General features: G+C 61.6%; 16 protein-coding genes and 1 pseudogene. 10 read left to right on the top strand and 7 right to left on the bottom strand.

The features are described from left to right. Nucleotides 1-100 precede the first annotated feature (100 nt). Nucleotides 101-2,638, top strand: a complete 2,538-nt coding sequence (locus tag EWE75_RS00085; protein ID WP_130154670.1) for a TonB-dependent receptor — start codon at nt 101-103, stop codon at nt 2,636-2,638. Nucleotides 2,639-2,704: 66 nt separating this feature from the next. Continuing rightward, nucleotides 2,705-3,727, top strand: a complete 1,023-nt coding sequence (locus tag EWE75_RS00080; RefSeq protein WP_130154669.1) for a LacI family DNA-binding transcriptional regulator — start codon at nt 2,705-2,707, stop codon at nt 3,725-3,727. An 18-nt stretch (nt 3,728-3,745) separates the two neighbouring features. Here the strand turns inward: EWE75_RS00080 and EWE75_RS00075 are convergent, their stop codons facing one another. From EWE75_RS00075 to EWE75_RS00065, 3 genes are all read right to left on the bottom strand, one after another. Further along, nucleotides 3,746-4,906 (bottom strand): glycoside hydrolase family 68 protein, encoded by a 1,161-nt coding sequence (locus tag EWE75_RS00075; protein WP_231708128.1) that lies wholly within the window; start codon nt 4,904-4,906, stop codon nt 3,746-3,748. Further along, entirely contained in the window at nt 4,903-6,213 is a 1,311-nt protein-coding gene (locus EWE75_RS00070; RefSeq protein WP_231708141.1) for an MFS transporter, read from the bottom strand. Before EWE75_RS00070 ends, EWE75_RS00075 begins: the two co-directional genes overlap by 4 nt. A 220-nt stretch (nt 6,214-6,433) precedes the next feature. Beyond that, a complete protein-coding gene (locus tag EWE75_RS00065; RefSeq protein ID WP_130154668.1) occupies nt 6,434-7,360 on the bottom strand; it encodes a LysR family transcriptional regulator in 927 nt (308 codons plus the stop codon). On the opposite strand from EWE75_RS00065, the gene EWE75_RS00060 reads away from it, so the two are divergent. Beyond that, on the top strand, nt 7,308-8,435 hold the full coding sequence (locus EWE75_RS00060; RefSeq protein WP_231708127.1) for an alpha/beta fold hydrolase: 1,128 nt from the start codon (nt 7,308-7,310) through the stop codon (nt 8,433-8,435). The genes EWE75_RS00065 and EWE75_RS00060 overlap by 53 nt on opposite strands. Continuing rightward, a complete protein-coding gene (locus EWE75_RS00055) occupies nt 8,432-8,899 on the top strand; it encodes a cupin domain-containing protein (protein ID WP_130154667.1) in 468 nt (155 codons plus the stop codon). Before EWE75_RS00060 ends, EWE75_RS00055 begins: the two co-directional genes overlap by 4 nt. A 63-nt stretch (nt 8,900-8,962) precedes the next feature. Here EWE75_RS00055 and EWE75_RS00050 read toward each other — a convergent pair whose 3' ends face one another. Continuing rightward, entirely contained in the window at nt 8,963-11,476 is a 2,514-nt protein-coding gene (locus EWE75_RS00050) for a TonB-dependent receptor (RefSeq protein ID WP_130154666.1), read from the bottom strand. A gap of 851 nt (nt 11,477-12,327) precedes the next feature. Here EWE75_RS00050 and EWE75_RS00040 point away from each other — a divergent pair. The 5 genes from EWE75_RS00040 (at nt 12,328) to EWE75_RS00025 (ending at nt 18,101) form a co-directional block, all read left to right on the top strand. Then, the gene (locus EWE75_RS00040) at nt 12,328-13,272 is read left to right on the top strand and encodes a DUF1838 family protein (RefSeq protein WP_165388226.1); all 945 of its coding nucleotides are present in this window, start codon (nt 12,328-12,330) and stop codon (nt 13,270-13,272) included. Between the two features lie 186 nt (nt 13,273-13,458). Further along, nucleotides 13,459-15,783 (top strand): CehA/McbA family metallohydrolase domain-containing protein, encoded by a 2,325-nt coding sequence (locus tag EWE75_RS00035; RefSeq protein WP_130154664.1) that lies wholly within the window; start codon nt 13,459-13,461, stop codon nt 15,781-15,783. Nucleotides 15,784-15,839: 56 nt separating this feature from the next. Next, a complete protein-coding gene (locus EWE75_RS24855) occupies nt 15,840-16,010 on the top strand; it encodes a hypothetical protein (protein ID WP_165388225.1) in 171 nt (56 codons plus the stop codon). A gap of 121 nt (nt 16,011-16,131) precedes the next feature. Next, on the top strand, nt 16,132-17,331 hold the full coding sequence (locus EWE75_RS00030) for an FAD-dependent oxidoreductase (RefSeq protein ID WP_231708126.1): 1,200 nt from the start codon (nt 16,132-16,134) through the stop codon (nt 17,329-17,331). Nucleotides 17,332-17,354: 23 nt separating this feature from the next. Next, nucleotides 17,355-18,101, top strand: a complete 747-nt coding sequence (locus tag EWE75_RS00025) for a maleate cis-trans isomerase family protein (protein ID WP_130154662.1) — start codon at nt 17,355-17,357, stop codon at nt 18,099-18,101. Nucleotides 18,102-18,111: 10 nt separating this feature from the next. On the opposite strand, the gene EWE75_RS00020 is transcribed toward EWE75_RS00025, so the two are convergent. The 3 genes from EWE75_RS00020 to EWE75_RS00010 all read right to left on the bottom strand — a co-directional run bounded on the left by EWE75_RS00020 (nt 18,112) and on the right by EWE75_RS00010 (nt 20,564). Further along, nucleotides 18,112-18,744, bottom strand: a complete 633-nt coding sequence (locus tag EWE75_RS00020) for an isochorismatase family protein (protein WP_130154661.1) — start codon at nt 18,742-18,744, stop codon at nt 18,112-18,114. A gap of 18 nt (nt 18,745-18,762) precedes the next feature. After that, complete coding sequence (locus EWE75_RS00015) at nt 18,763-19,677, bottom strand: polysaccharide deacetylase family protein (protein WP_130154660.1); 915 nt, start codon at nt 19,675-19,677, stop codon at nt 18,763-18,765. A gap of 92 nt (nt 19,678-19,769) precedes the next feature. Further along, nucleotides 19,770-20,564: an IclR family transcriptional regulator domain-containing protein gene (locus tag EWE75_RS00010; protein WP_130154659.1), complete on the bottom strand. Its 795-nt coding sequence runs from the start codon at nt 20,562-20,564 to the stop codon at nt 19,770-19,772. 179 nt (nt 20,565-20,743) lie between these two features. On the opposite strand from EWE75_RS00010, the pseudogene EWE75_RS00005 reads away from it, so the two are divergent. After that, nucleotides 20,744-21,067 (top strand): annotated as a pseudogene (locus EWE75_RS00005) (transposase); the annotation flags it as partial. Between the last annotated feature and the right edge of the window lie 101 nt (nt 21,068-21,168).

Genomic DNA, 21,168 nt, shown 5'->3' with positions numbered 1-21,168 from the left:
ATCGATTGTAACGAACCGTTGCAATCGATTGCACATCCGATTATCGCGAGTTTCGAGAGCACGCCGATCAGCGTGTCGAAATCAGCGAGAGGATGATGGCATGAAGGCGACCCTGTATATGTGCGCGTCGGCAAGTGCATTGGCGACGGCGATGCCGTTGTATGCGCAGACGGCGGGCGTCGATTTGGCGGCAGCCCCCGTGGAGACGGCCGCGACGGGCAATGCCCCGGTCGAGCAGACCGCCGAGCAACCTGCGGCGGACGTTGGCAAGGATATCGTCGTGACCGCAGCGAGCCCAGGCCGCACGCGCTTCCGCAGTTCGATTTCGGTTTCGCAGTTGAGCCAGGAGGCGGTACGCGACTTCACGCCGCGTTCGGAAGCCGAGGTGTTGCGCTCGATCCCCGGCATCCAGCCGCAGGACACCGCCGGGCCGGGCGGCAACTCGAACATCGGCGTGCGCGGTATCCCGGTTTCCACCGGCGGTTCCGAATATGTCGCGCTGCAGGAAGACGGCCTGCCCGTCACGCTGTTCGGCGACATGAATTTCGGCAACAACGACTATTGGCTCCGCTTCGACAACAATGTCGAACGCGTCGAGGCTGTGCGCGGCGGATCGGCCTCGACCTTCGCCAGCCAGGCGCCGGGTGCGGTCATCAACTACATCAGCAAGACCGGCGACAAGCAGGGCGGCGAGATCGGCGTGAGCGAAGGCCTGTCGATCCGCGAGACCCGCCTCGACGGCGATTACGGCGGCCACCTGTCGGATAGCGTGCATTACCATGTCGGCGGGTATTTCCGCACCGGCAGCGGCGGCGATCACGTCGATTACGACATCCTGCGCGGCTATCAGATCAAGGCCAACATCACCAAGGATCTCGCGGGCGATCGCGGTTTCATCCGGCTTTCGGTCAAGCGGTTGGACGAGCACGCGCCGACCAACACCACGCAGCCTTCGATCGCCACGATCGACGGCAAGAACGTGAGCGATTTCAAGCCGCTGCCGACCTTCGATGCGCGCACCGGATCGACATATTCGATCTACAACAAGCAGTTCCAGTATCTCACCAACGACGGCCAGGTGAAGAATGCGACCGTCGAGGGCATCCACCCGCGCGTGTTCACGATCGGCGGGCAGATCCACTACAAGCCGACCGACTGGCTGACGATCGACAACAATTTCCGGTACAGCGACATCAGCGGCAACTTCACGACGCAGTTCCTGAACGTCGCGCCGACCAGCAGCATCCTGGGCAGCACGGTGAACGGCGCCACGGTCGGCTCGCTACGCTACGCTGCGGGGCCGCTCGCCGGGCAGACCTACACGGGCAGCTACATCAACAACAATCCGAACATCAACGTGTTCATGCGTGATATGGGGTCGATCGCGAACAACCTGTCGCTGGCTGCGAAGCAGGGTGCGCTCGGCGGCACCGTCACCGCGACGGCGGGCTGGTTCCACATGAGCCAGAACGTCTCGCAGGAATGGCACGTCAACCCGCAGATCAGCGAACTGAACGGCCGCAACGAGGTGCCACTCGATCTCTTCTCGACCACCGGGCGCCAGCTTTCGGTGGGGGGGCAGACCGGCTTCAACAGCAATTGGGGCACCTGCTGCGCGCGCGACGTCAACCTGACCTATACCGACGATGCGCCGTTCCTGAACCTGGCGTATAGCGGCCACGGCCTCGATCTCGACGGCTCGGTGCGGTTCGATCGGGTGTCGGGCGTCGGTACGGCGCTGGGCGGCGTGACCGGACCGACCGTAATGGTCACCGATGCACTCGGCAGCGCCGCGCTGCCGTCGCTGGTGGCGGGCGGTACGCTTGAGCGGATCAACTACCTCAAGTCTTACACGAGCTGGTCGCTGGGCGCGCTGTACGAGATTGGCGCCAACACCAGCATCTTCGCGCGCGCCAGCCGTGGCGGCCGCTTCAATGGCGACCGGCGTGTGCTGGGCGGCAATTTCAACAGCGACGGCTCGCTCAACGCGCAGGGCGACAGCACCGCGATCAACTTCCTCGAGCAGCAGGAAATCGGTCTCAAGCAGCGCGGCAGCCTTGGCAACGGCAGCTATTCGATCGAACTCACCGGTTTCCATTCGACGCTGACCGAGGTGAACTACGACTTCACGCGCATCAACAATCCCGCGCCGAACAACAACCCCAACCTGTCGAATGCATACCGTGCCTATGGCGCGGAGTTCACCGGCAACATCACGTCCGGTCGCTTCCACCTGACCGCCGACCTGACCTACACCGACGCCAAGATAACCAGCAGCCTGACCGACCCGATCACGGCGAACAATCGCCCGGCTAACATCCCGAAGTTCCAGTATAATATCCAGCCATCCTATGATACCGGCGTGTTCGCGGTCGGTGCAAGCGTGGATGGCCAAACCAATGTCCCAAGCGACAATTTTAACACCTATCTCATCGCCGGAGCGACCTTCGTTAACGGTTTCATCAAGGTTCGGCCGGTCGATCGGCTGGAACTTGGCGTCAACGTCAACAACCTTTTCAACACATTGGGGTATCGCACTGGAGGCATCGGGTTCACCCTCACCCCCACCAGCGGGGTGTTCCAGAACTCGGCGGTCTATGGCCGGATCGTCACCGCGTCGGCGCGGTTCCGGTTCTGAGCGTCTGTTCGTCCAGCGGCGCGATTGCTTGACAGACACGGGTCGCTCCCAACAGGAAGCGACCCGATGACTGACCCCGATACCCCCGTGCCGCGCGTAAGGACCATTGCCGATCTCGCGCGGCTCGCCGGTGTTTCGACCGGCACGGTATCGCGCGCGCTGGCCGGCAAGTCGCTGGTCAACACCGAAACGCGCGAGCGCATCCAGGCGCTCGCGACCGAACACGGCTTCCGCCCCAACCAGATGGCGAGTCGGCTGCGCAAGCAGCGCACCGGCGTGATCGGCGTCGTCGTGCCGCTTGGCCATGAACGCCGCCAGCATCTTTCCGACCCGTTCTTCATGGCGATGCTCGGCCATCTCGCCGACGCGCTAACCGAGCAGGGCTATGACCTGATGCTGTCGCGCATCATCCCCGATGCGGAGGACTGGCTGGAGCGCATCGTCGAATCCGGCATGCTCGACGGCGTGCTGCTGATCGGCCAGTCCGATCAGTTCGAGACGATCGAGCGCGTCGCTCGCCGCTACCGCCCGATGGTGGTGTGGGGCGCGCACCGCGAAGGGCAGGCGCATTGCGCGATCGGCGTCGATAACCGGCTCGGCGCGCGGTTGGCGGGAGAACATCTGATCGCACGCGGCTGCCGGCGGCTGGCGTTCATGGGCGAGGTCCGCACCTTGGAACTGGTCGAGCGCTACCGTGGGCTGGTCGATGCCACGCAAGCCGCCGGGCTACCCGAACCGCTGCAACTCGACACACATCTTGCCTCGGACGTGATGACGGCGGAGATCGGCGGCCATCTGGATCGGGCGCTCGGCACATTCGACGGGATCGTCGCCGCATCCGACGTGATCGCGATGCGGGTGGTGCGCGCGCTGATGGATCGCGGCGTGACCGTGCCGGACATGATTCCCGTCACCGGGTTCGACGACCTGCCGCTGGCGGAGCAGGTGGCGCCGCGACTGACCACGATCCGGCAGGACCTCGTGCTGGGCGCGCGCGGCATGGTGGATGCCTTGTTCGCACGCATGGCCGGCGACGATGTGCCGTCGGTGCAGATGGCGCCGCAGTTGATCGTGCGCGAAACCGCCTGATCGCTCAGGCGCCGGGACTCAGCCGAACGTTACCGCATCGCCCGCGAAGCGCAGGCGGAAGAACGGCGCGGCCACGCCGCCGAACCGGGCACGACGCGCGTGCGGCGAGGCGTCGTGCGGATCGTCCGTCCCGGGATAATCGATGAAGCTGGCCACAGTGCCTTCCGCCGTCACCCACCAGCAATAGGCCTGGAACGGTGCGCTCGGCGGATTGCCGGCGACCAGACCAGTGCCGTTCACGGGTCGATACGGCCCGAGCAGGCGATCCGCGACCATTCCGTACAGGCCGGTCGGCGCGACAAGCCCTTCGGCGAACCGGCGTCCTTGCGTCGACCAGAACAGATAATAGCGGCCATCGCGCACGATGATGTGCGCGCGCTCCAGTTCGCTGTTGACGGCTGGCGCCGCGATCAGCGGCGGCAGCAGCGTCCAGCCGTCGCCATCACGCCGCGCCGCGCCGATCACGCCGGCAGCATGGTCTTGCCCCGCCGAGCCGGTGAACAGCACATATTCGTTGCCGTCCGCAGGATCGCGGACATAGCCCGGATCGCGGAAGCCGAGGATGCCGCCGCCAACCGGTGCGTCCTGATCGGCGCGGGCATACCAATGGCCGTCCGCGACGATCATCTCGACCGGCGCACCCCAGCCCTCGCAGCGCGCGCCGTCGGCGGAGACGGTCAAGCGGCCGTGCATCTCGAACAACCGCTGGGCGAAGCGTGGGCCGCCATGCCGGTCGCCAGCGGCAGTGAAGTACAGCGTCAGCGTTTGGCCGTCCGCTGCCAACCGCGCCGAGCCGGACCATTCACGGCTGCCCGGCGTCGCGCCGTCGGGCAGGGCGGGGCCGTGGTCGCGCCAGCCGTCCGCGCCGTGGCTGAGCAGGTGGATGCGTGCGCGGTCATGCCGTAATTCGGGATCGCCTTCGCGCGGCGCGGCGAGGAAGAACCACCACGCCCGCCCGTCGCGCATCAGCGTCGCGCCATCGGCATCCTCGATCTGCCACATGTCCCACAGGTCAAGGCCGGCAACGACCGGGCCGATCGTCGCCGCCGTCAGCACGGGCAGCCGCGCACCGTCTTCGCGGATCGCGGCGACCGCCGCGCGCGTCCAGGCACTCGTAATCACCGGCATCGCCTCGTTTTTCCCGTCTGGATCGCGCGCCGTAGCGCTCGCGCTGTTCATGATTGCTGCGTCGCGCCCAACGGCACGCGCCCGGCACTACGGTCGCGCACCCACCACACCGACGCCGCCGCCGCGAACAACAGGCAGCCGCACAGCGTCAGCACATTGCGCGGGTCACTGCCGAGCAGCGGCCCGTAATAGAGCGGCATGGTGATCGCGATCAGCAGCATCGGGATCACGATCATCATGTTGAAAATGCCCATATAGACCCCGGTCCGTTCGGGCGGGATCGATCCGGCGAGGATCACATACGGGTTGCCCATCATGCTCGCCCAACCGATGCCGATGCCGACCGCCGGGGCGAACAGCCAGGCGGTGCTGGTGACGTGCGGCAGCCACAACATGCCGATCCCCGCCAGCACCAGACAGGCCGCGTGCAGCGCCGCCGCACCGATCCGGCGCGCGACCGGCACCAGCGCGAACGCGGCCACGAACGCCACTCCGTTGTACCATGCCGCCATCTCGCCGTTTGTCAGCACCGCCGAATGGAAGCCGGAACTGTTCGGATCGGCGGTATGGAACACCGAGCGCCCGATCGAGAATATCACGTAGTTCCAATAGGCTTGCATCGCATACCATTGGAACAGACTCATCAGCGCGAGCTTGCGCATAGCGACGGGCATATCGCGGATCGCGCCAGCGATCTCGCGCAAGGCCGCACCCAGCCCGTGCGGTTTGGCGGCGATGCGCGCGCGTTCCTCGGTCGAGAGCGGTAGTTCGGGCACGCTACGCACGGAATAGAGGATGGTGGCGAGCGACAGCACCGCACCAGTGAGAAACGCGATCCGCGCCGTATAGGGGATATGGTGCGCGTCGACCCAATCCTGGTTCATCCCCGCTGCGACCAGCAGGGATGGGGTGAGGAAGGCGAGCATCTGCGCCAGCCCGGTAAAAGCCGACTGCGTTAGAAAGCCGATTTCGTGCTGATCCTCGACCAGCCGGTCCGACACATAGGCGCGGTATGGCTCCATCGTGATGTTGTTGCCCGCGTCCAGTATCCACAGCAGCGACACCGCCATGGCGAGCGACGCTGAAAACGGCATCAGCAGCAATCCGGCCGCGCACAGCACAGCGCCGGCGATGAAATACGGCGTGCGTCGCCCGAAGCGCGACGTGGTGCGATCCGACCAGGCACCGATCAGCGGCTGGATGATCAGGCCCGTCATCGGCCCAGCGAGTTGCAGCAGCGGCAACGACGCTTCGGACGCACCGAGGTAGCTGTAAATCGGCGCCATGTTGCCCTGTTGCAGCCCGAAGCTGAACTGCAACCCCAGGAACCCGAGGTTCATCTGGACGATGCGAACCATGCTCAAGCGAGGCTTGCTGTTCACAACCCCCATTACGCGATCCTCCCCGGCATGTTGTTGGACGCACGCCCTATTCCGCTGTCGTACCAATGCAGTGCCGGGAACACAACAATCGATTGCAGTCTTGGATTGAGGGGCGACGACCGGAGCCGGAAGAGATTTACGATCTGGGATGCGAGGCTGGCCGGCAGTGCGGGCGGGTCGATCCGCGATCCCGTCTCTACTCCTGCGCGCCCTTGCCGCTTTCCCCAAAACCGAGGCCTTCGTCCCAATACGGCGGATCGCCGAAGGCAAGCTTCAGATGGTCGATAAACGCCCGCAGTCTTGTGGCCGGACCGTGCTGGTACGCCATCGTGATCGGCGTCACGTCAGGAGCGACTCCTATTTCCAGCATCTCGAGCGTTCCCGCCCTGATCGGCTGATAGCTATGGAAGGTTGGTAGCCACGCTATGCCCAGTCCGGCGACGGCGGCGTCGCGCATCGCGAAACAGGATGTCACGCGAAGCCGCGGCGCCACGCGCGCGACGACGCGTTCGATTTCGGCGCGGAAGGTCCAATCGTCAGGACCGCGATCCATGTAGTGGATCGCCTTGTGATGCTCGAGCTCCTCGACCGTTTCGGGGCGCCCGTAGCGATCGAGATAGGACGGTGCCGCGACCAGGGTCCGGCGACTGACCGTGAGTTGTTCGGTGGCGAGCTTGGGCAAGGGCGCGGGCGCGATACGGACGATCGCATCGAAGGTGCTGCCCAGATCGGTGATCCGGTCGTCGAAATCGGCGGTGACGGTGATGTCCGGGTATCGGTCCATGAAATCATACAGGATCGGCCCCAGATGCAGGTCGCCGAACGCGCGTGGGACGGCGATACGAAGCGGCCCTGCGATTTCACCGCGCCGCCGCGCCAGATCTTCCTTCGCCTCGATCGTCTCGGCGAGGATGCGGCGCGCGCGTTCGAGCAGCACGATGCCATCGTCGGTGAGGACATTATGACGACTGTTCCGGCTCAACAGCTTGGCGTCAAGCGCGTGTTCCAACTCTGTCAGGCGTTCGCTGACCGTCGATTTCGACAGCCTAAGCTGTCGCGCGGCTTCGTTGATGGACCCGCAATCCGCCACGGTTACGAAAGCAAGGATTCCGTCGAGCTTCATCGTTCGCGATTCCCGAAATGTTGGTTCGGTCTTTCCGACCTATCGTGATGGCAACAGGCCAAGCATAAAGTCGAGCGAGAGCGGCTTGCCAAGATGGCTTCGCTCTCATCGGTCGGATTTTACCCGATCATCGATGGGGGAGAGTATGAAGTCACCTGCCGTTTCGACGATTTTCCTGAGCTTGGCACTACTGTGGTCGACATCCGGGGCAATGGCTCAGGACTTCGACTTCCCGGCCAGTTTCCGCAATCAGGAAATCACAACCAATGGGACCACGTTGCACGTCCGGGTCGGCGGCAAGGGGCCAGCGGTCGTGCTGCTGCACGGCTATGGCGAGACGGGCGACATGTGGGCGCCACTCGCGCGCGACCTGATGCGCGACCATATGGTGATCGTACCGGATCTTCGGGGCATGGGGCTCTCGGCCAGGCCGGCGCAAGGGTATGACAAGAAGACCCAAGGTTACGACATCGCGGGTGTGCTCGACGCTCTCAAGATCGGCAAGGTCGATCTCGTCACCCATGATATCGGCAACATGGTCGGCTATGCGTTCGCGGCCGAACATCGTGATCGGATCAAGCGCTTCATTCTGATGGATGCGCCGCTTCCCGGCATCGGGCCGTGGGAAGAGATTCTGAAGAACCCGCTGCTCTGGCATTTCCGCTTTGGCGGACCCGATATGGAGCGCCTCGTCGCGGGGCGCGAACGCATCTATCTCGATCGCTTCTGGAACGAGTTCTCGGCCAGTCCCGCCAAGTTCAGCGAAGCGTCTCGCCAACATTATGCCCGATTATATGCAGCGCCCGGCGCCATGCACGCAGGGTTCGCGCAATTCGCGGCGTTCGATCAGGATGCGATCGACGACAAGGCCTTCCTCGCCCAGGGCAAGCTGACCATGCCGGTCCTGGCGATCGGAGGCGAAAAGTCGTTCGGCTCGACGATGGCTGTCGTCATGCGGTTTGCGGCCACCGACGTGACCGAAGGCATCGTACCGGGTGCGGGCCATTGGCTGATGGAGGAGCAACCCGAGCCGACCGTGAAGCTGGTTCGCGCCTTTCTGGATACGGGCAAATGACGCGGCGCATTCCGCGCGGCGCGGCGTTCTTCGCGCTGCTTCTTCTCGCCGCGGCCTCGCCAGCCGATCTTCAGCGTCGGCTGACTCCCGATGAGGCGTCAGGCCTGCCGGTGGTCGCTGCGGGCAGGGGCACCTCCGGGCTTCACACCATCGAAACCCGGCTGCTCAAGGGCGACCCTGCGCGACCCGGTCTCTACACCATTTCGATCAAAGTCCCGCCGGGCACGCACATTGCCGCCCATACCCACCGTGACGATCGAACCGCCACGGTGGTCGCGGGCCTCTGGCACTTCGGCTATGGCTCGCAAGCGATCGAGGGTGCTACGCGGGCCTTGTCGCCGGGGAGTTTCTATACCGAGCCGGCGGGCGATCCCCATTTCGCCTGGACCGGCCCGGAGGGGGCAACCGTCTACATTACCGGCATCGGACCGTCCGACACGCAGTATGTCGGCAAGCCATACTGACGTCACCGCCGGGTGGCGGGCGTCCCTTGCCAACCTTCTGTCACTATAGGCGAAGTGTATCGCTTAGAAGTTCACCCCGACCCGGACGCCTGCGGTGCGCAGATCCCGAAGCTGTGCGACAAGCGCCCCATACGCGCCAGTGCCGGCAGGCGTTACGTAATTGATCAGGGGCTGGCTGCTGATGTTATAATAGGCCCTGTTATTGAAAACGTTAGTCATCCAGCCTTCAACGATGAACGTCTTGTTTTTCACGCCCAAGCGGACATTCATCTGGTTCGTGTTTGGTGCGCGAACTGTGTTGCCAATATCGGCCCAACCACCGCTCTTATAGGTAAAATCAACACGGCCAAAGCCGTCAAGATTGTCCTTGATAGGGGTTTGATAGGCCAGCGACGCAGAGCCCGACCACTTGGATACGTATGGATTTTCCTTGCCCCGGAAATTCGAATTAGGAATGCCAAAGTAGAAGTTGCTGACGGTCGTGTTCGTACCGGTAAGGATATATGTTTTGATATATGCGCCGGCCAAATCCAGATCCAGACCTCGAACCAAGTTGATACCGTAGTTACCTTCCAGACCCCAGATACGGGTGCGACCTGTGTTGCCGGCAGCGCTCACCTGCAACAAAGATCCCACAGTGGCCGGACCTGTATCACCAACGATTGCCTGCTTGGTGATGGTCTCAAGCTGGGATTGGATTTGATCCGACCAGATCGCAAGGAATGCAGCAACTTCGTACCGGACCTTGCCGCCAAAGATACGGCCCTTTGCACCAAGTTCATAGTTGGTGATCTTTTCCGGGTTTACGACAACTTGAAACCCGAGAGCAGCAGCGCGAGCACGGACCTGCGGCTCCGGCGTCGACACGATATTTGTGTTGAACGTCCCAGGATTCACGCCCTTGGAGTAGGAAGCATATATCATGTTGCGCCGGTCCCAGTTAAACTGACCGATGACACGCGGCAGAAAGTTCTTGTACTGACCGTAAGCAATGGTGCTGCCAAACGGCAAGGTAACATTGTTAATACTATCACGGAAGCCCGTTGGCGCGGCAAAGGCATACAACTTGTCGATCTGGTAACGGCCATCAAAGCTCAGCGAAAAGGCTTCGGAGAAGTCGTAACCAAGGCTACCGAAAACGCCGTACGTCCGCGACTGTGTGGAGCCGTTCGCTGTAAAGGATCCGGTGTACGGGCTGCCAGCGTCGTTCCACTGTCGCGCGAGCAGATAACTGCCGCCGAAAGATGCGTGCAGAGGACCACCATTTTCGAATGTCGTACGCAATTCCTGTGAGAAATCGCGGCCGATATTCTGGATAAGGAACGGAAAGTTATAATAGGCGCCCTCTGGAATTGCTCCACCAACGCCGAGCGTCACGTTATACGTGTTGTCCAGATCGGCCATTTCCGCCTTCTTCTCGGTATTCCAAGACGTTAGCGAATGCAGTGCAAACCCGCTTTCACCGATATTCCAGTCGGCGTTCACATGATAATGCCGGAAATGGTTGACGAGACCATAGCCATTGACACTATCTTCAGGCGGCAGCAGTCGCGCGACGGTGCCGTTCCTAAGGCGATCACCCGTGCGCAGCGCCAGGAAATTGCGGAGCGTATCTGTCACCGCGACGTTCGACGATGGCGTTCTGTTAGAAATTCCAGGAGCGACGCCGCAGAACCAGGCGCGACCGTTCACCGTGCAGTTGGACTGACCTATCGTTACACCGGGAATAGTCTGAGCCGTAATAAGACCCGATGCGGCAGGGCCATCGTTGAGTTCGGTTGCCAAACCGAAAGCCTTGATCGTAAGGTTTGGCGTCGGCGTGAATTGGACAGCGAGTGATCCCGTATAGGTCATCTGGTCGCCAAGCGACGAATCACCGGGCGCACCAGCGTTTCTGTAGGAACCGTTTTTGCCCAGAACACGACCGCTGGCGCGGAAACTCAGGATATCCTCGACCAACGGCGCGCTGATCTCACCCTGCACGTCATAGTTCGCGCGTGTACCGAGCGACATTGAAGCCGATCCGGTCAAACGGTTGCTAGGCGCTTTGGTGACAACGTTGATGGCACCGGCAAAGGTCTGGCGGCCAAACAGGGCCGACTGCGGTCCCTTGATAACCTCGACACGTTCTGGATTGGTCAGCGCTTGAAGAGCGGTCGCAGTTGATACGGGTGCGCCGTCGATAAAGAGCGAAGCCGTCTGCGCAGCCGACGTTGTCGGGACAAAGCCGCGCAACTGGATGCTGGTGATCGAACGGTCGGCACGGGCACCGGCCGTCGCTGCGTTCTGTACATTCATGCCGGGAACGGATTGCGCGATATCCTGGATCGTCGCGGTGCCCTTGGCAGCGAGAGCTTCGGCAGTGATTGCGCTCAGCGTAATTGGCGTCTTGAGAATATCTTCGTTCTTGCGGCGTGCGGTGACGATGATTTCAGCTTGCGCTCCGCTTTCGCTATCAACGCCCGACTGCGCATGCGCGGGAAGAACGACACCACCAGAAAGCGCAGCGCTCGCCATCAGCAGAAAACGGGTTTGCGCGGACAGACAGCTATTACGCAAAGAATTGCCCCCAATCATAAATCACCTCCACAGTCGATTATACATCTGTGCTTGTGGAATTTTGTTTACGGAATATGCTCGGATATTGCGGAACAGGCGATTTATTTACTGACGTAAAAATCGCCGTATTCTTCCTGAACCCACCCAAGCAGACTCTAACCCCTTTTCAAGACCGCTTTTGCTGACCAAAATAAAAGGCGACTGTCGATACAATGCACGATTTGTAACCGCCAGTTGGAGAAATGACAGGCTAGGCCGCAGCGCTGATATCGAGCGACCGCGACATTTTGTGGGAGGCGGAGAACGAATATCGGGGAAATCCACAGGATATTCCGCACTGCGGATATGAGCGCCAAATGGCAACGAGCCGTCGCCAGACTTCAGGAAGAGGCCAAGAAAGCGCATTATAGGCGCAGAGCCGCGCGCAGTCCGGCGTGATCGTCTCGACACCGCGCATGCCGCGCCCGACGCGGCCGTCGAGGAAACCGCGCGAGGGGGCCTCGGCCTCTGACAGAGCGACGCTGACGCCGAATACCCGGCGCCGCCCGCACCGAGCGGCGGCCCCGCTCCAGCGATTTCCGGAAACGACCCGGGGGTCGCCACCGCAACCCAGCGCTCCGCCAGGCTATCCTTGACGCGCTATCCCAGCCGCCGCCGCGCCTCTGCCCGCACTGCGGGTACACAACGGATAGCGGGAGTAGCACGCTTCTGCCATAGTAGTGCTAGGCGTTCGCGATAACGTCGTGAGTGGGCCACCAATCACCGACTAGCGATCAGGCGAAATTCTTCAGTTATTATCTGCCGTTGCCGCGATGAAGGTGGCCATTCACCGATGCGCGTTGCGCGTCGCATTTGCGGAGCACGACGCGATGACTGGCTTTGACATTACCCGCAGATCAATTCTGTCGAATGCGCCCCTCGTCGCGGCAGGTCTCGGCGGCCTGTCTGCCAGCACCGGAGCGCTTGCGACAGCCCGCTCAGGCAAATCTATATCCGACGCGAGAGCGAACGAACTGCTTGGCGATCCGGTAACGCGCGCGCGCGTCCGGGCGCGCGTGATGGGATCATGCGGTACGGAGACCGTATATTTCTTCTATCGCCTCAGTATTTATGGTTACTCTGAAGATGATAACCTCGTCCCTTTTTTCACGATGAATCATTTAAGCGTTAGTGAATGGCGCCCTGTGGCCGACGATAAGTACCAGTCAAAGGTTTTTGAATGTGGCGCTTACTGCGCGTTCGATACGGATGAGCCATTGGAGGAGTGGAAAAATCCGTTCACCGGCGAAACGCGCAAGGTGTGGCATTTCCTTGGCGGCCCTTTCACGGTCACGGTCGGCGCGGATGGTGTTGAGGCGCGTGGTGCCGAACTGAACCCGCGTCCGCTCCGCATGGAGGCCTTTGGCGGCAAGGTATTCACCAATACAACCGCGAGCATGAAGATGCCCAATCCGATTAAGCCCGCAGAGTATCCCAAGCTTTCGTCGGGACCGGTGTCCTATTGGGATACGATCTCCACCATGGCTTCTCCGATCGACCAGGCATTCGATGACACCATCACGTCGGCAGACTCGTTCAGCCAGTTCCAGAACATGGGTTCCTGGCATCCCTGGATGGGAATGGGCGCGCGACCGGGAAGGAACTACGGCAGGGCGGTTGGCGCCAAGGTGCGGTCTCTGGATGGCATCCCGCCTGCCGCTCTGAAATCGATGCAGACCCATACGCCGCGTATCTTTGACAGGGCTAATTGGACAGCGCCCTATTTCGACGTGCCTGAATATATGAAGTCCCTCAAAACCGACGGCAAGCGGTGAGGGTATGTCGAGCCTCGCCTGCCACGGTCGGTCCTGATCGGGTTGGCGTGGCCACGGCTTGTTATCGCCTCGCCATCCTCGCGGCATTAGGCTGACCATGATTGAAGCCGGCGGTGCTTCCGTCAGCCCTTATCCAAGGGAAAAGCAACTCGATTTGCTGGAGGCGGCGGCTGTGAGGCCCACCCCGTGATGATGCTTTGGTGCTATTTGAAAGATTACCAAACGATGCGATCGATCAGTCTTTGTTTGTGCGCAGGCTTGCTCGTTTCCGGTGCGGTGCCCGCATACGCCGCAAGTTGCGATCTGACTGATTTTGCTCCGACGGAGGGGCTGTCGGCAAAGGCGACAGCCGATGGTATCGACGTCGAGTGGGAAGGGGATGACCACCAAAAGCTCCGTCTTGTGCTCTCGGTCGACAACACCGGTAAACCGAAGATCGATAGCCTCTCGCTCTGGAACGGCGGCTGGGTTCAGGCCGTCGAAAATGCGGAACCGGAGTTTTTCGTCACCACCGGACTGCGGCGTATGAGCAACCAGCAGATTCAGCCGCTACGGGACCTTGGTGTACCTATCGATCAGGCTGCTCTCGATACATATCGTTGGGACTCGTTCTGGGACGCTCCGCTCGACTTGGGCAAGAAGGGTAAACGCCGAGCCTTCGCAGGTAACCCGCCCCCTGCTGCCGGCATTCCCGGCACGGATCAGCCCGGATTGCCACGCTCGCCCTCGGAGGTGGAGACTGCCAAAGCCCGCTATGTGCCGATGGCGTGCAAGGCCACGCGCGATGGAAGGCAACTGGCAATTGACCTTGTTGGGGTCCAGATGGCGCACTTTGCCGGCAAGCTGCGTTTCACTGTCTATCATGGCACAAACCTTGTTCGTCAGGAAGTGCTTGCCCGCACCGGCAACAGGTGGTTGGCCTACAAGTTTAGCGCTGGTTTGGTACTTCCGCGAAATGCCGATGCGCAGGTCGATTGGCGCGATACCGGAGGGATGTGGCAGACCGACCGCTTTGGTGGAACGGGCAACGCAAATGACATGCCGTTGGCGGCGCGCAATCGCACGGCGGCCTTCAGCAACGGTAAGGCTTCGCTAGCGTTTTTTCCAGAACCCCATAAATTCTTCTGGGCACGCGAGATCGCGATAAATGTCGGTTACCAATGGCTGCGTAATTCCGGTGAAACTCTAGGCTTCGGCATTCGTCAGCATGATAAGGAAGACGATAGCGAGGACCCTGCGAACTGGGCATTGTATAGCGCGCGGCCGGGGACGGTGCAGCGGATGGCATTGTTCCTGTATCCCAGCTTGCTGACGGGCAAAGAAACAGTCCAGGCAGCTTTGGCATTTACCCATAATGACACGTACAAGCCCTTGCCCGGCTTCAAGGTGCTGAACCACCACTATCATACGGACCTGGGCGAGCGGGCAATGGCCACCGGCTCCGACAACCTGCGCCTGCCTGACGTGGTTGCTCTGAAAGCCACTGGCATCAACATCGTCAGCATGGTCGATTCGTTGGCGATGGGTCCGGCGCCCGCGCCTCAGCCTACCGTTTCTCCGGCGCCCGGCGTAGCCGCTCCTGCGCCCGCACCTGTTGCGTGGCGCATGCCGGACCAACTCTCTGTCATCGTTGCCGCATATGATGCCGCTGCTGCGCAATCGGACAGCGATTTCGCGGTCTGGCCCAATCAGGAAATCTATGGCAGCCCGTTTGGCGGGCACACCGATGTGTTGTTCAGCCACAAAGTATTATGGCGCTATAAGGGCACGACATCGACCGCCAAAGTCTCCGGCAAAGTCTATGAGGTCGGTTCCGCGCCGGATTTGCTTGCGATGGCAAAGGCGGAAAACGCGATTTTCTCGATGCCGCATCCGCGAACCAAAGGTTCGACCGGCTTTCCCGATGCCATTGCGTCCAGGGAGTATTTCCTCGACCCCATCTTCAGCGGCACCGGCATGCGGTGGGGAATGGGCCTGGATGGTTCGGAGCAACGGCTTTGCGAGTTTCGCTGCTGGCCGTTGCTTGATGATATGAGCAACTGGATGGTGCGTGCTGGCGCCCCCTTGAAGCGTCTGATCTCGATTTCCGAAGTGCGTCATCTGGCCCCGGGCGATGATATCTACGGCAGTCAGCCGGTGACGTATATCAAGCTTGACCGGGTGCCGACCGATGGCAATTTCGCCCCGGTGATCAATGCACTGCAGAACAAGGAAGTGTTCTGGACTACGGGCGAAGTGCTGGCCCGTAATCTCACGATCACCCCGCAAGGCAAAAACTTAAAAATTGGCGCTGACGTCGAATGGACCTTCCCGTTGGCCTTTGTCGAGGTGCATTACGGAAACGGCAAAGTCACCTTCACGAAGCAAGTAAAAGCAACCTCCTTCCCCGCGAATTCTTCGCATAGCTTCGAAATCGTTATTCCCGCAAAGGATGCACGCTGGGTTCGTTTTTCGGCTTGGGACATCGCATCGAATGGCGCCGTGATCCAACCTTTGAAAACGGGGCGCTAGTGCGCTGACCCAATCGGGCGGCTCACGATTGGTTGGTTTCGTACGAGTCTGGCGGGATGTCCCAGATCGTATGGGTGATCGTAAACTCTGAAGGTGCGGCGCGCTTGGCGTCGGTGGTCGCCGATCGAAGCGGTTCGCTCAAGCATATCCAGCGCGCCGAGCTGCCGGTGACAGTCGGCGCGCATGTGCAGGTCGACGCGCTGCTCGTGCAGATCGAGGTCGGTTGATTCGCGGAACCGCCCCACACTGTCCGTTGCGCGGATAGTTCCGCAGTCGTCGTCGCCGCGGGCGGATGGTCCCCGTATCTCTCGGGTTCAAACAGATCCGTTGGGGGCGATGTCCGAAAAAATGAGCGATCGCGTTCAAGTGGTGGTGGTCGGTGCCGGCCCGGTTGGTTGTGTCGCAGGGATGTTGCTGGCCCGGCAAGGCATCGACGTGATGCTGGTCGAAAAGGGCGAGGATTGTGCGGCGGATATGCGCGCATCGACCTTCCACCCGCCGACGCTGGAAATGCTGGAGCAGTTGGAGATTACGCCACGGCTGATCGAACGGGGCCTGAAGGCGCCGGTCTATCATTGGCGTGATCGGCGCAGCGGCGAAGTGCTGGCGTTCGATCTGACCGAGATCGCGGATGCTACCCGCCATCCGTACCGCATCCAGTGCGAGCAATATCATTTGTCGCGCATGCTGGCAGAGCGGCTGGAAGAAACGCCGAACGCCGAGGTGCTGTTCAACCACCGGCTGGTGCATTTCTCAGAAGACGACAACGGTATCGATCTGGCGCTGGAAACGCCGATGGAGATCCGCCGGGTGCGTGCGGATTATGTCATCGCGGCGGACGGTGCCTCCTCGATCGTACGCAAATGGCTGCGCGCGGAATTTGATGGGTTTACCTATCCCGAGAAGTTCCTGACGCTGAGCACGGACGAGCCGCTGGAAGAGTCCATTCCAGGGCTAGCGCATGTCAACTATGTCGCCGATCCCGATGAGTGGCTGGTGCTGCTCAAAGTGCCGAAGCTGTGGCGCGTGCTGGTGCCGACATTCGACCAGAGCGACAATGATGTGCTGACGTCGGACGCGAACAAGGATGCGATCTTCGAACGGCTGATCGGGCATGGCGAGGACGTGCGGACGTTCCACCGCACCATTTACCGCGTCCACCAGCGCGTCGCGAAAAGCTTCCGTCACGGCCGCGTGTTCCTGGCGGGCGATGCTGCGCATCTCAACAATCCGCTGGGCGGCTTTGGTATGAACAGCGGCATCCATGACGCGTTTAACCTGACCGAAAAGCTGTTGCCGGTGTTGCAGGGGCGCGGCGGGGAAGAAGCGCTGGATCGCTATGACCGGCAGCGGCGCACCGTGACGCACGACTTCACTCAGCAGCAGACGATCCAGAATATGGAACTGATGAAGGCGGGCCAGGGCGAGGCGTATCGGATGATGCGGGATCAGATGCGGGCATTGATCGCGAATGATGAAGCGCGTCGCACCTATCTGCTGCGGCAATCGATGATCACCAGCGTCCGCGACGCGGCGGCGATCAAATAAACGCTGCGGCGGGAGGAGCGGCGATGACGGACGTACTCGGATGGCGCAAGGTGTTCGGGGTGCTGGGTCCCTCCACCAACACGGTGGTGCAGCCCGATTTCGATGATCTGCGGGTGGAAGGGGTGACCAACCATTACAGCCGGATCATCGTGCAGAACCCGACGGCGCTATCCGATGCGGACTTCATGCGCGGCACCGACGCCATTGATGCGGCGACGCACGATGCGGTGCGCGCGGTGATGACGTGCGCGCCGGATTATTTGGTGCTCGGCATGTCCGCCGTGACCTTTTACGGCGGTGCGGAAGGTGCGGCGAAATGGACCAAGGCGGTCGAGGATGTGGCGGGCACCAAACTGTGTACCGGCGCGCTGTCGCTGATCGAAGCGTTCAAGGCCTATGGCGGGATCAAGCGGATTGCGGTGCTCTCGCCCTATTTTCCCGTCGCCAATGAACAGGTTGGCCGGTTCATGAGCGATTACGGGATCGAGATGGTGCGCGATACGCCGCTGCGCTGCCAGAGCTGGCTGCACATTGCGCAGGTGACGCCGGCACAGTTGCGCCAGACGATCCTCGATCTGGACGGCGACGATGTCGACGCGATCGTGCAGGTCGGCACCAATTTGTCGATGATGCGGCTGGCCGCAGCGGCGGAGACGTTCCTGCAAAAGCCGGTGATCGCGATCAATACCGCAACCTATTGGAACGCGCTCCGCCAGAATGGCATCGAGGATCGCAAGCCCGGGTTCGGCCGGTTGATGGCCGAGTTCTGAGGGTACGCCTTCAGGCGCCGGCGATGGCCGCCAGCGCCTGTTCCTCGCCGATCACTTCGGCCACCTTTGCCTGGATATCGAACAGGTTGGCTTCCTGCACGCGGGGATCGCGGTCGCCGCAGGCTTCGCGCACGACGAACGGCAGGAAGCCGTGGCACAGCGCATCCAGCGCGGTTGCTCGTACGCAACCCGATGTCGAATAGCCGGTGATGAACAGCGTATCGATCCGCGCTGCGGTGAGGATCGCGGCGAGCGGTGTGCCGAAGAACGCGGACGGAAATTTCTTGCCGAGCACCAGTTCATTGGCGCGCGGCTGCAAGCTGGGCGGGAAGGCGCCAAGCGGCGATCCCGGCGCGAAGGCGCGCAGGGCGGGCACTTTGCGGTAGAATAGCCCGCCGTCGAACCCGTCTTCGCGATACTCGATATTGGTGAAGATCACCGGGATGCCGGCGGCGCGTGCCGCCGCCACCAGCCGCTCATTGGCCGCCAGTTCGGTTTCCACCCCCACATAAAGGTGCGATGCCGGGTCGAGATACGCCATCACCAGATCGATGATGAGCAGGGCGGGCCGCTCGCCGGGGGCGAGCGTGCCGCCGAAGCCGGCGGAGGCATAATCCCCCGCCAGATCGGTTTTGGCCGTCATGGTCGTTTCCTTATCTGCTCAGCCGAGCTGGCCGGGGATGTGGCTCTCGTGGTTGGCGAGATACCAGTCGGCGATTTCCTCGCGCGTGGCCCACCACACGCCGGGCAGCGACTTGGCATGTTCGATGAATTCGCGGATCGCGCGGATGCGATGCGCTCGGCCCGAGACATGCGGGTGCAGGCCGACATTCATGATGCGCCCGGTGGTGGCGCCTTCCTCGTACAGAACGTCCAGTTCCTCGATCAGCGCCTGGGCGAATTGATCGGTGGTGAAGTTCTTGCGGGTGATGAAGGTGAAGTCGTTGATTTCGTTCGAATAGGGTGTCGAAACGATCGGGCCGTGCGGTGTCTTCAGCAGATAGGGCTGATCGTCGTTCATGATGTCGCAGTAGAAAGTGCAGCCATATTCGGCGAGGATGTCCGCCGTCTGCAGCGTGCCGCGCAGCGAGGAGCTGAGCCAGCCCTTGGCCTTGCGTCCGGTGTACTTCTCGAACTGGTCGAGCGTGCGCAAAACGACCTCGCGCTCGCGTGCCGGGTCCTTGGCATAATCGGTCAGCAGCTCGCCCTGTTCCCAGTTATGCGCCAGCAATTCCCAACCGCGCTGCAGCACCGCATCGGTCATCGCGCCGCGCCGTTCGAAGGTGACGGCGTTGGTGGTGCAACTGGCCTTTACCCCCAGCTTGTCGAACAGGTCGAACAACCGCCAGATGCCCACCCGCTGGCCATATTCGCGCCAGGTGAAATTGGGGAAATCGGGAGTGTCGCCGGCCAGCGTGTCGGGCAAAATCGCGGGGCCGCCGGCGTAATAGGGCTTGGTGGTATCCTTGGTGAGATCCCAGGTTTCCAGATTGAACGTCAGGATCAGCGCGACGCGCGCGCCGTTCGGCCATTTGAGCGGCAGTCGATCGGGCAGGGCGCTATACGGATATTCCACGGAACTTCATCTCCCGGTGCGGATCACGCGCGCAGGATCGTCGCGCCGCCGCCCGGGGTCACGTCCGCGCACGCCGACTGTTCAACAGGTGGCTATTCGGCGGCGGCGACGTGCGGTGCGAGTTCAGTGGTGATCGCCAGCGCGCTTTCCTGCAACGGTTGCAGGAATTGCCGCACGGCATCGTCCATTCGGATCGCGGAGGAGAAAAAGGCGAGGGTCAACGCACCGGCCACCCGGCCATGTTCGAAGATCGGCAGCGCGATCGACGATGTCTTGCCGGGGTTGCGGGTGAAATGGTTGTTGCCGCGCGTCGCATATCCCTGGCTGCGGATTTTTTCCAACAGCGATTCTTCCTCGATCATCCGCATCGTATGCACAGGCACCCGATCGGGCAGCCGTTTCAGCGAAGCTAGGATGCCGTTCCGCTCCTCTTCCGGCATATGCGCCAGATAGACGAGGCCCGACGCGCATTCGAGGATCGGGATCGAATAGCCTGGATAATAATCGTTGAAGGTCAGCGTGGTCAGCGAATGGGTGGAATCGCGGATCACCATGTTCGATCCGACATGGGTCGACAGCGAGATCGGCCACATCACCCGCCGGGTGAGGTCGACGATGTGCGGGCGGGCGGTCTGGACGATGCCGGCATGCCCCTGGAACCCGTGGGCGAGCGTTTGGACGAGGCCGGTGGGGCGGTATCGCTTTCGAACCGGCTCCTGTTCAATCAGCCCTTCGAACAACAAAGTCTGCACGATGCGGCAGGCCGTCGGATAGGGCACGCTGGATGCGCGAGCGATCTCCATCATGGAGAGCGAGCCACCGCGGTTCACCGCCTGAAGGACGGCAATACCGCGAGCGAGAGACCGGATCGGTACACCTTTTTCCATGTACGCAGGATGACTCTTTTAAGTCTTTCACGCACGTAAAAAATGCCATTTCATGCAGAAATTTGGCCGCTACCAGGTAGTGCCCCGGGCCGTGGTGTAGGAAGCGGCCCCGGATGAGGTGGCCATCGCCGGTCTTCGGCTAGGGTTCGGATGCGAACTTGAACCTGGAGAAGACGACGATGACCGATGCCAAGATGGCCCTGCTCGAGCTGGTCGAGCAAGAGGCGGATGCTGACCTGGTACGCGAGATGCTGGCGTTTGCCGCCGATCGCATAATGGATCTGGAGATCGAGGCGAAGACGGGTGTCCCGGCGGGCACCCGCTCGCCCGACCGCCTGAACCACCGGAACGGCTACCGTGACCGTAACTGGGACACGCGTGCCGGCCGGATCGAACTGGCGGTCCCGAAGCTGAGGAAGGGCAGCTACTTCCCGAGCTTTCTGGAGCCGCGCCGGACAGCGGAGAAGGCGTTGGTGGCAGTGATCCAGGAAGCCTACATCCAGATTCCATGAGGAGTGGATAGCGACCCGGTCTCTGGCAGAGTGAGGTTGCTCAATATCACACTCTGGAGGCAATCATGTTTGCAATAGCCGACGGCTCCGAG

Source organism: Sphingomonas populi (assembly GCF_004208535.1).
Classification (GTDB): domain Bacteria; phylum Pseudomonadota; class Alphaproteobacteria; order Sphingomonadales; family Sphingomonadaceae; genus Sphingomonas; species Sphingomonas populi.
This window is presented reverse-complemented; position numbering and strand designations above follow the sequence as displayed.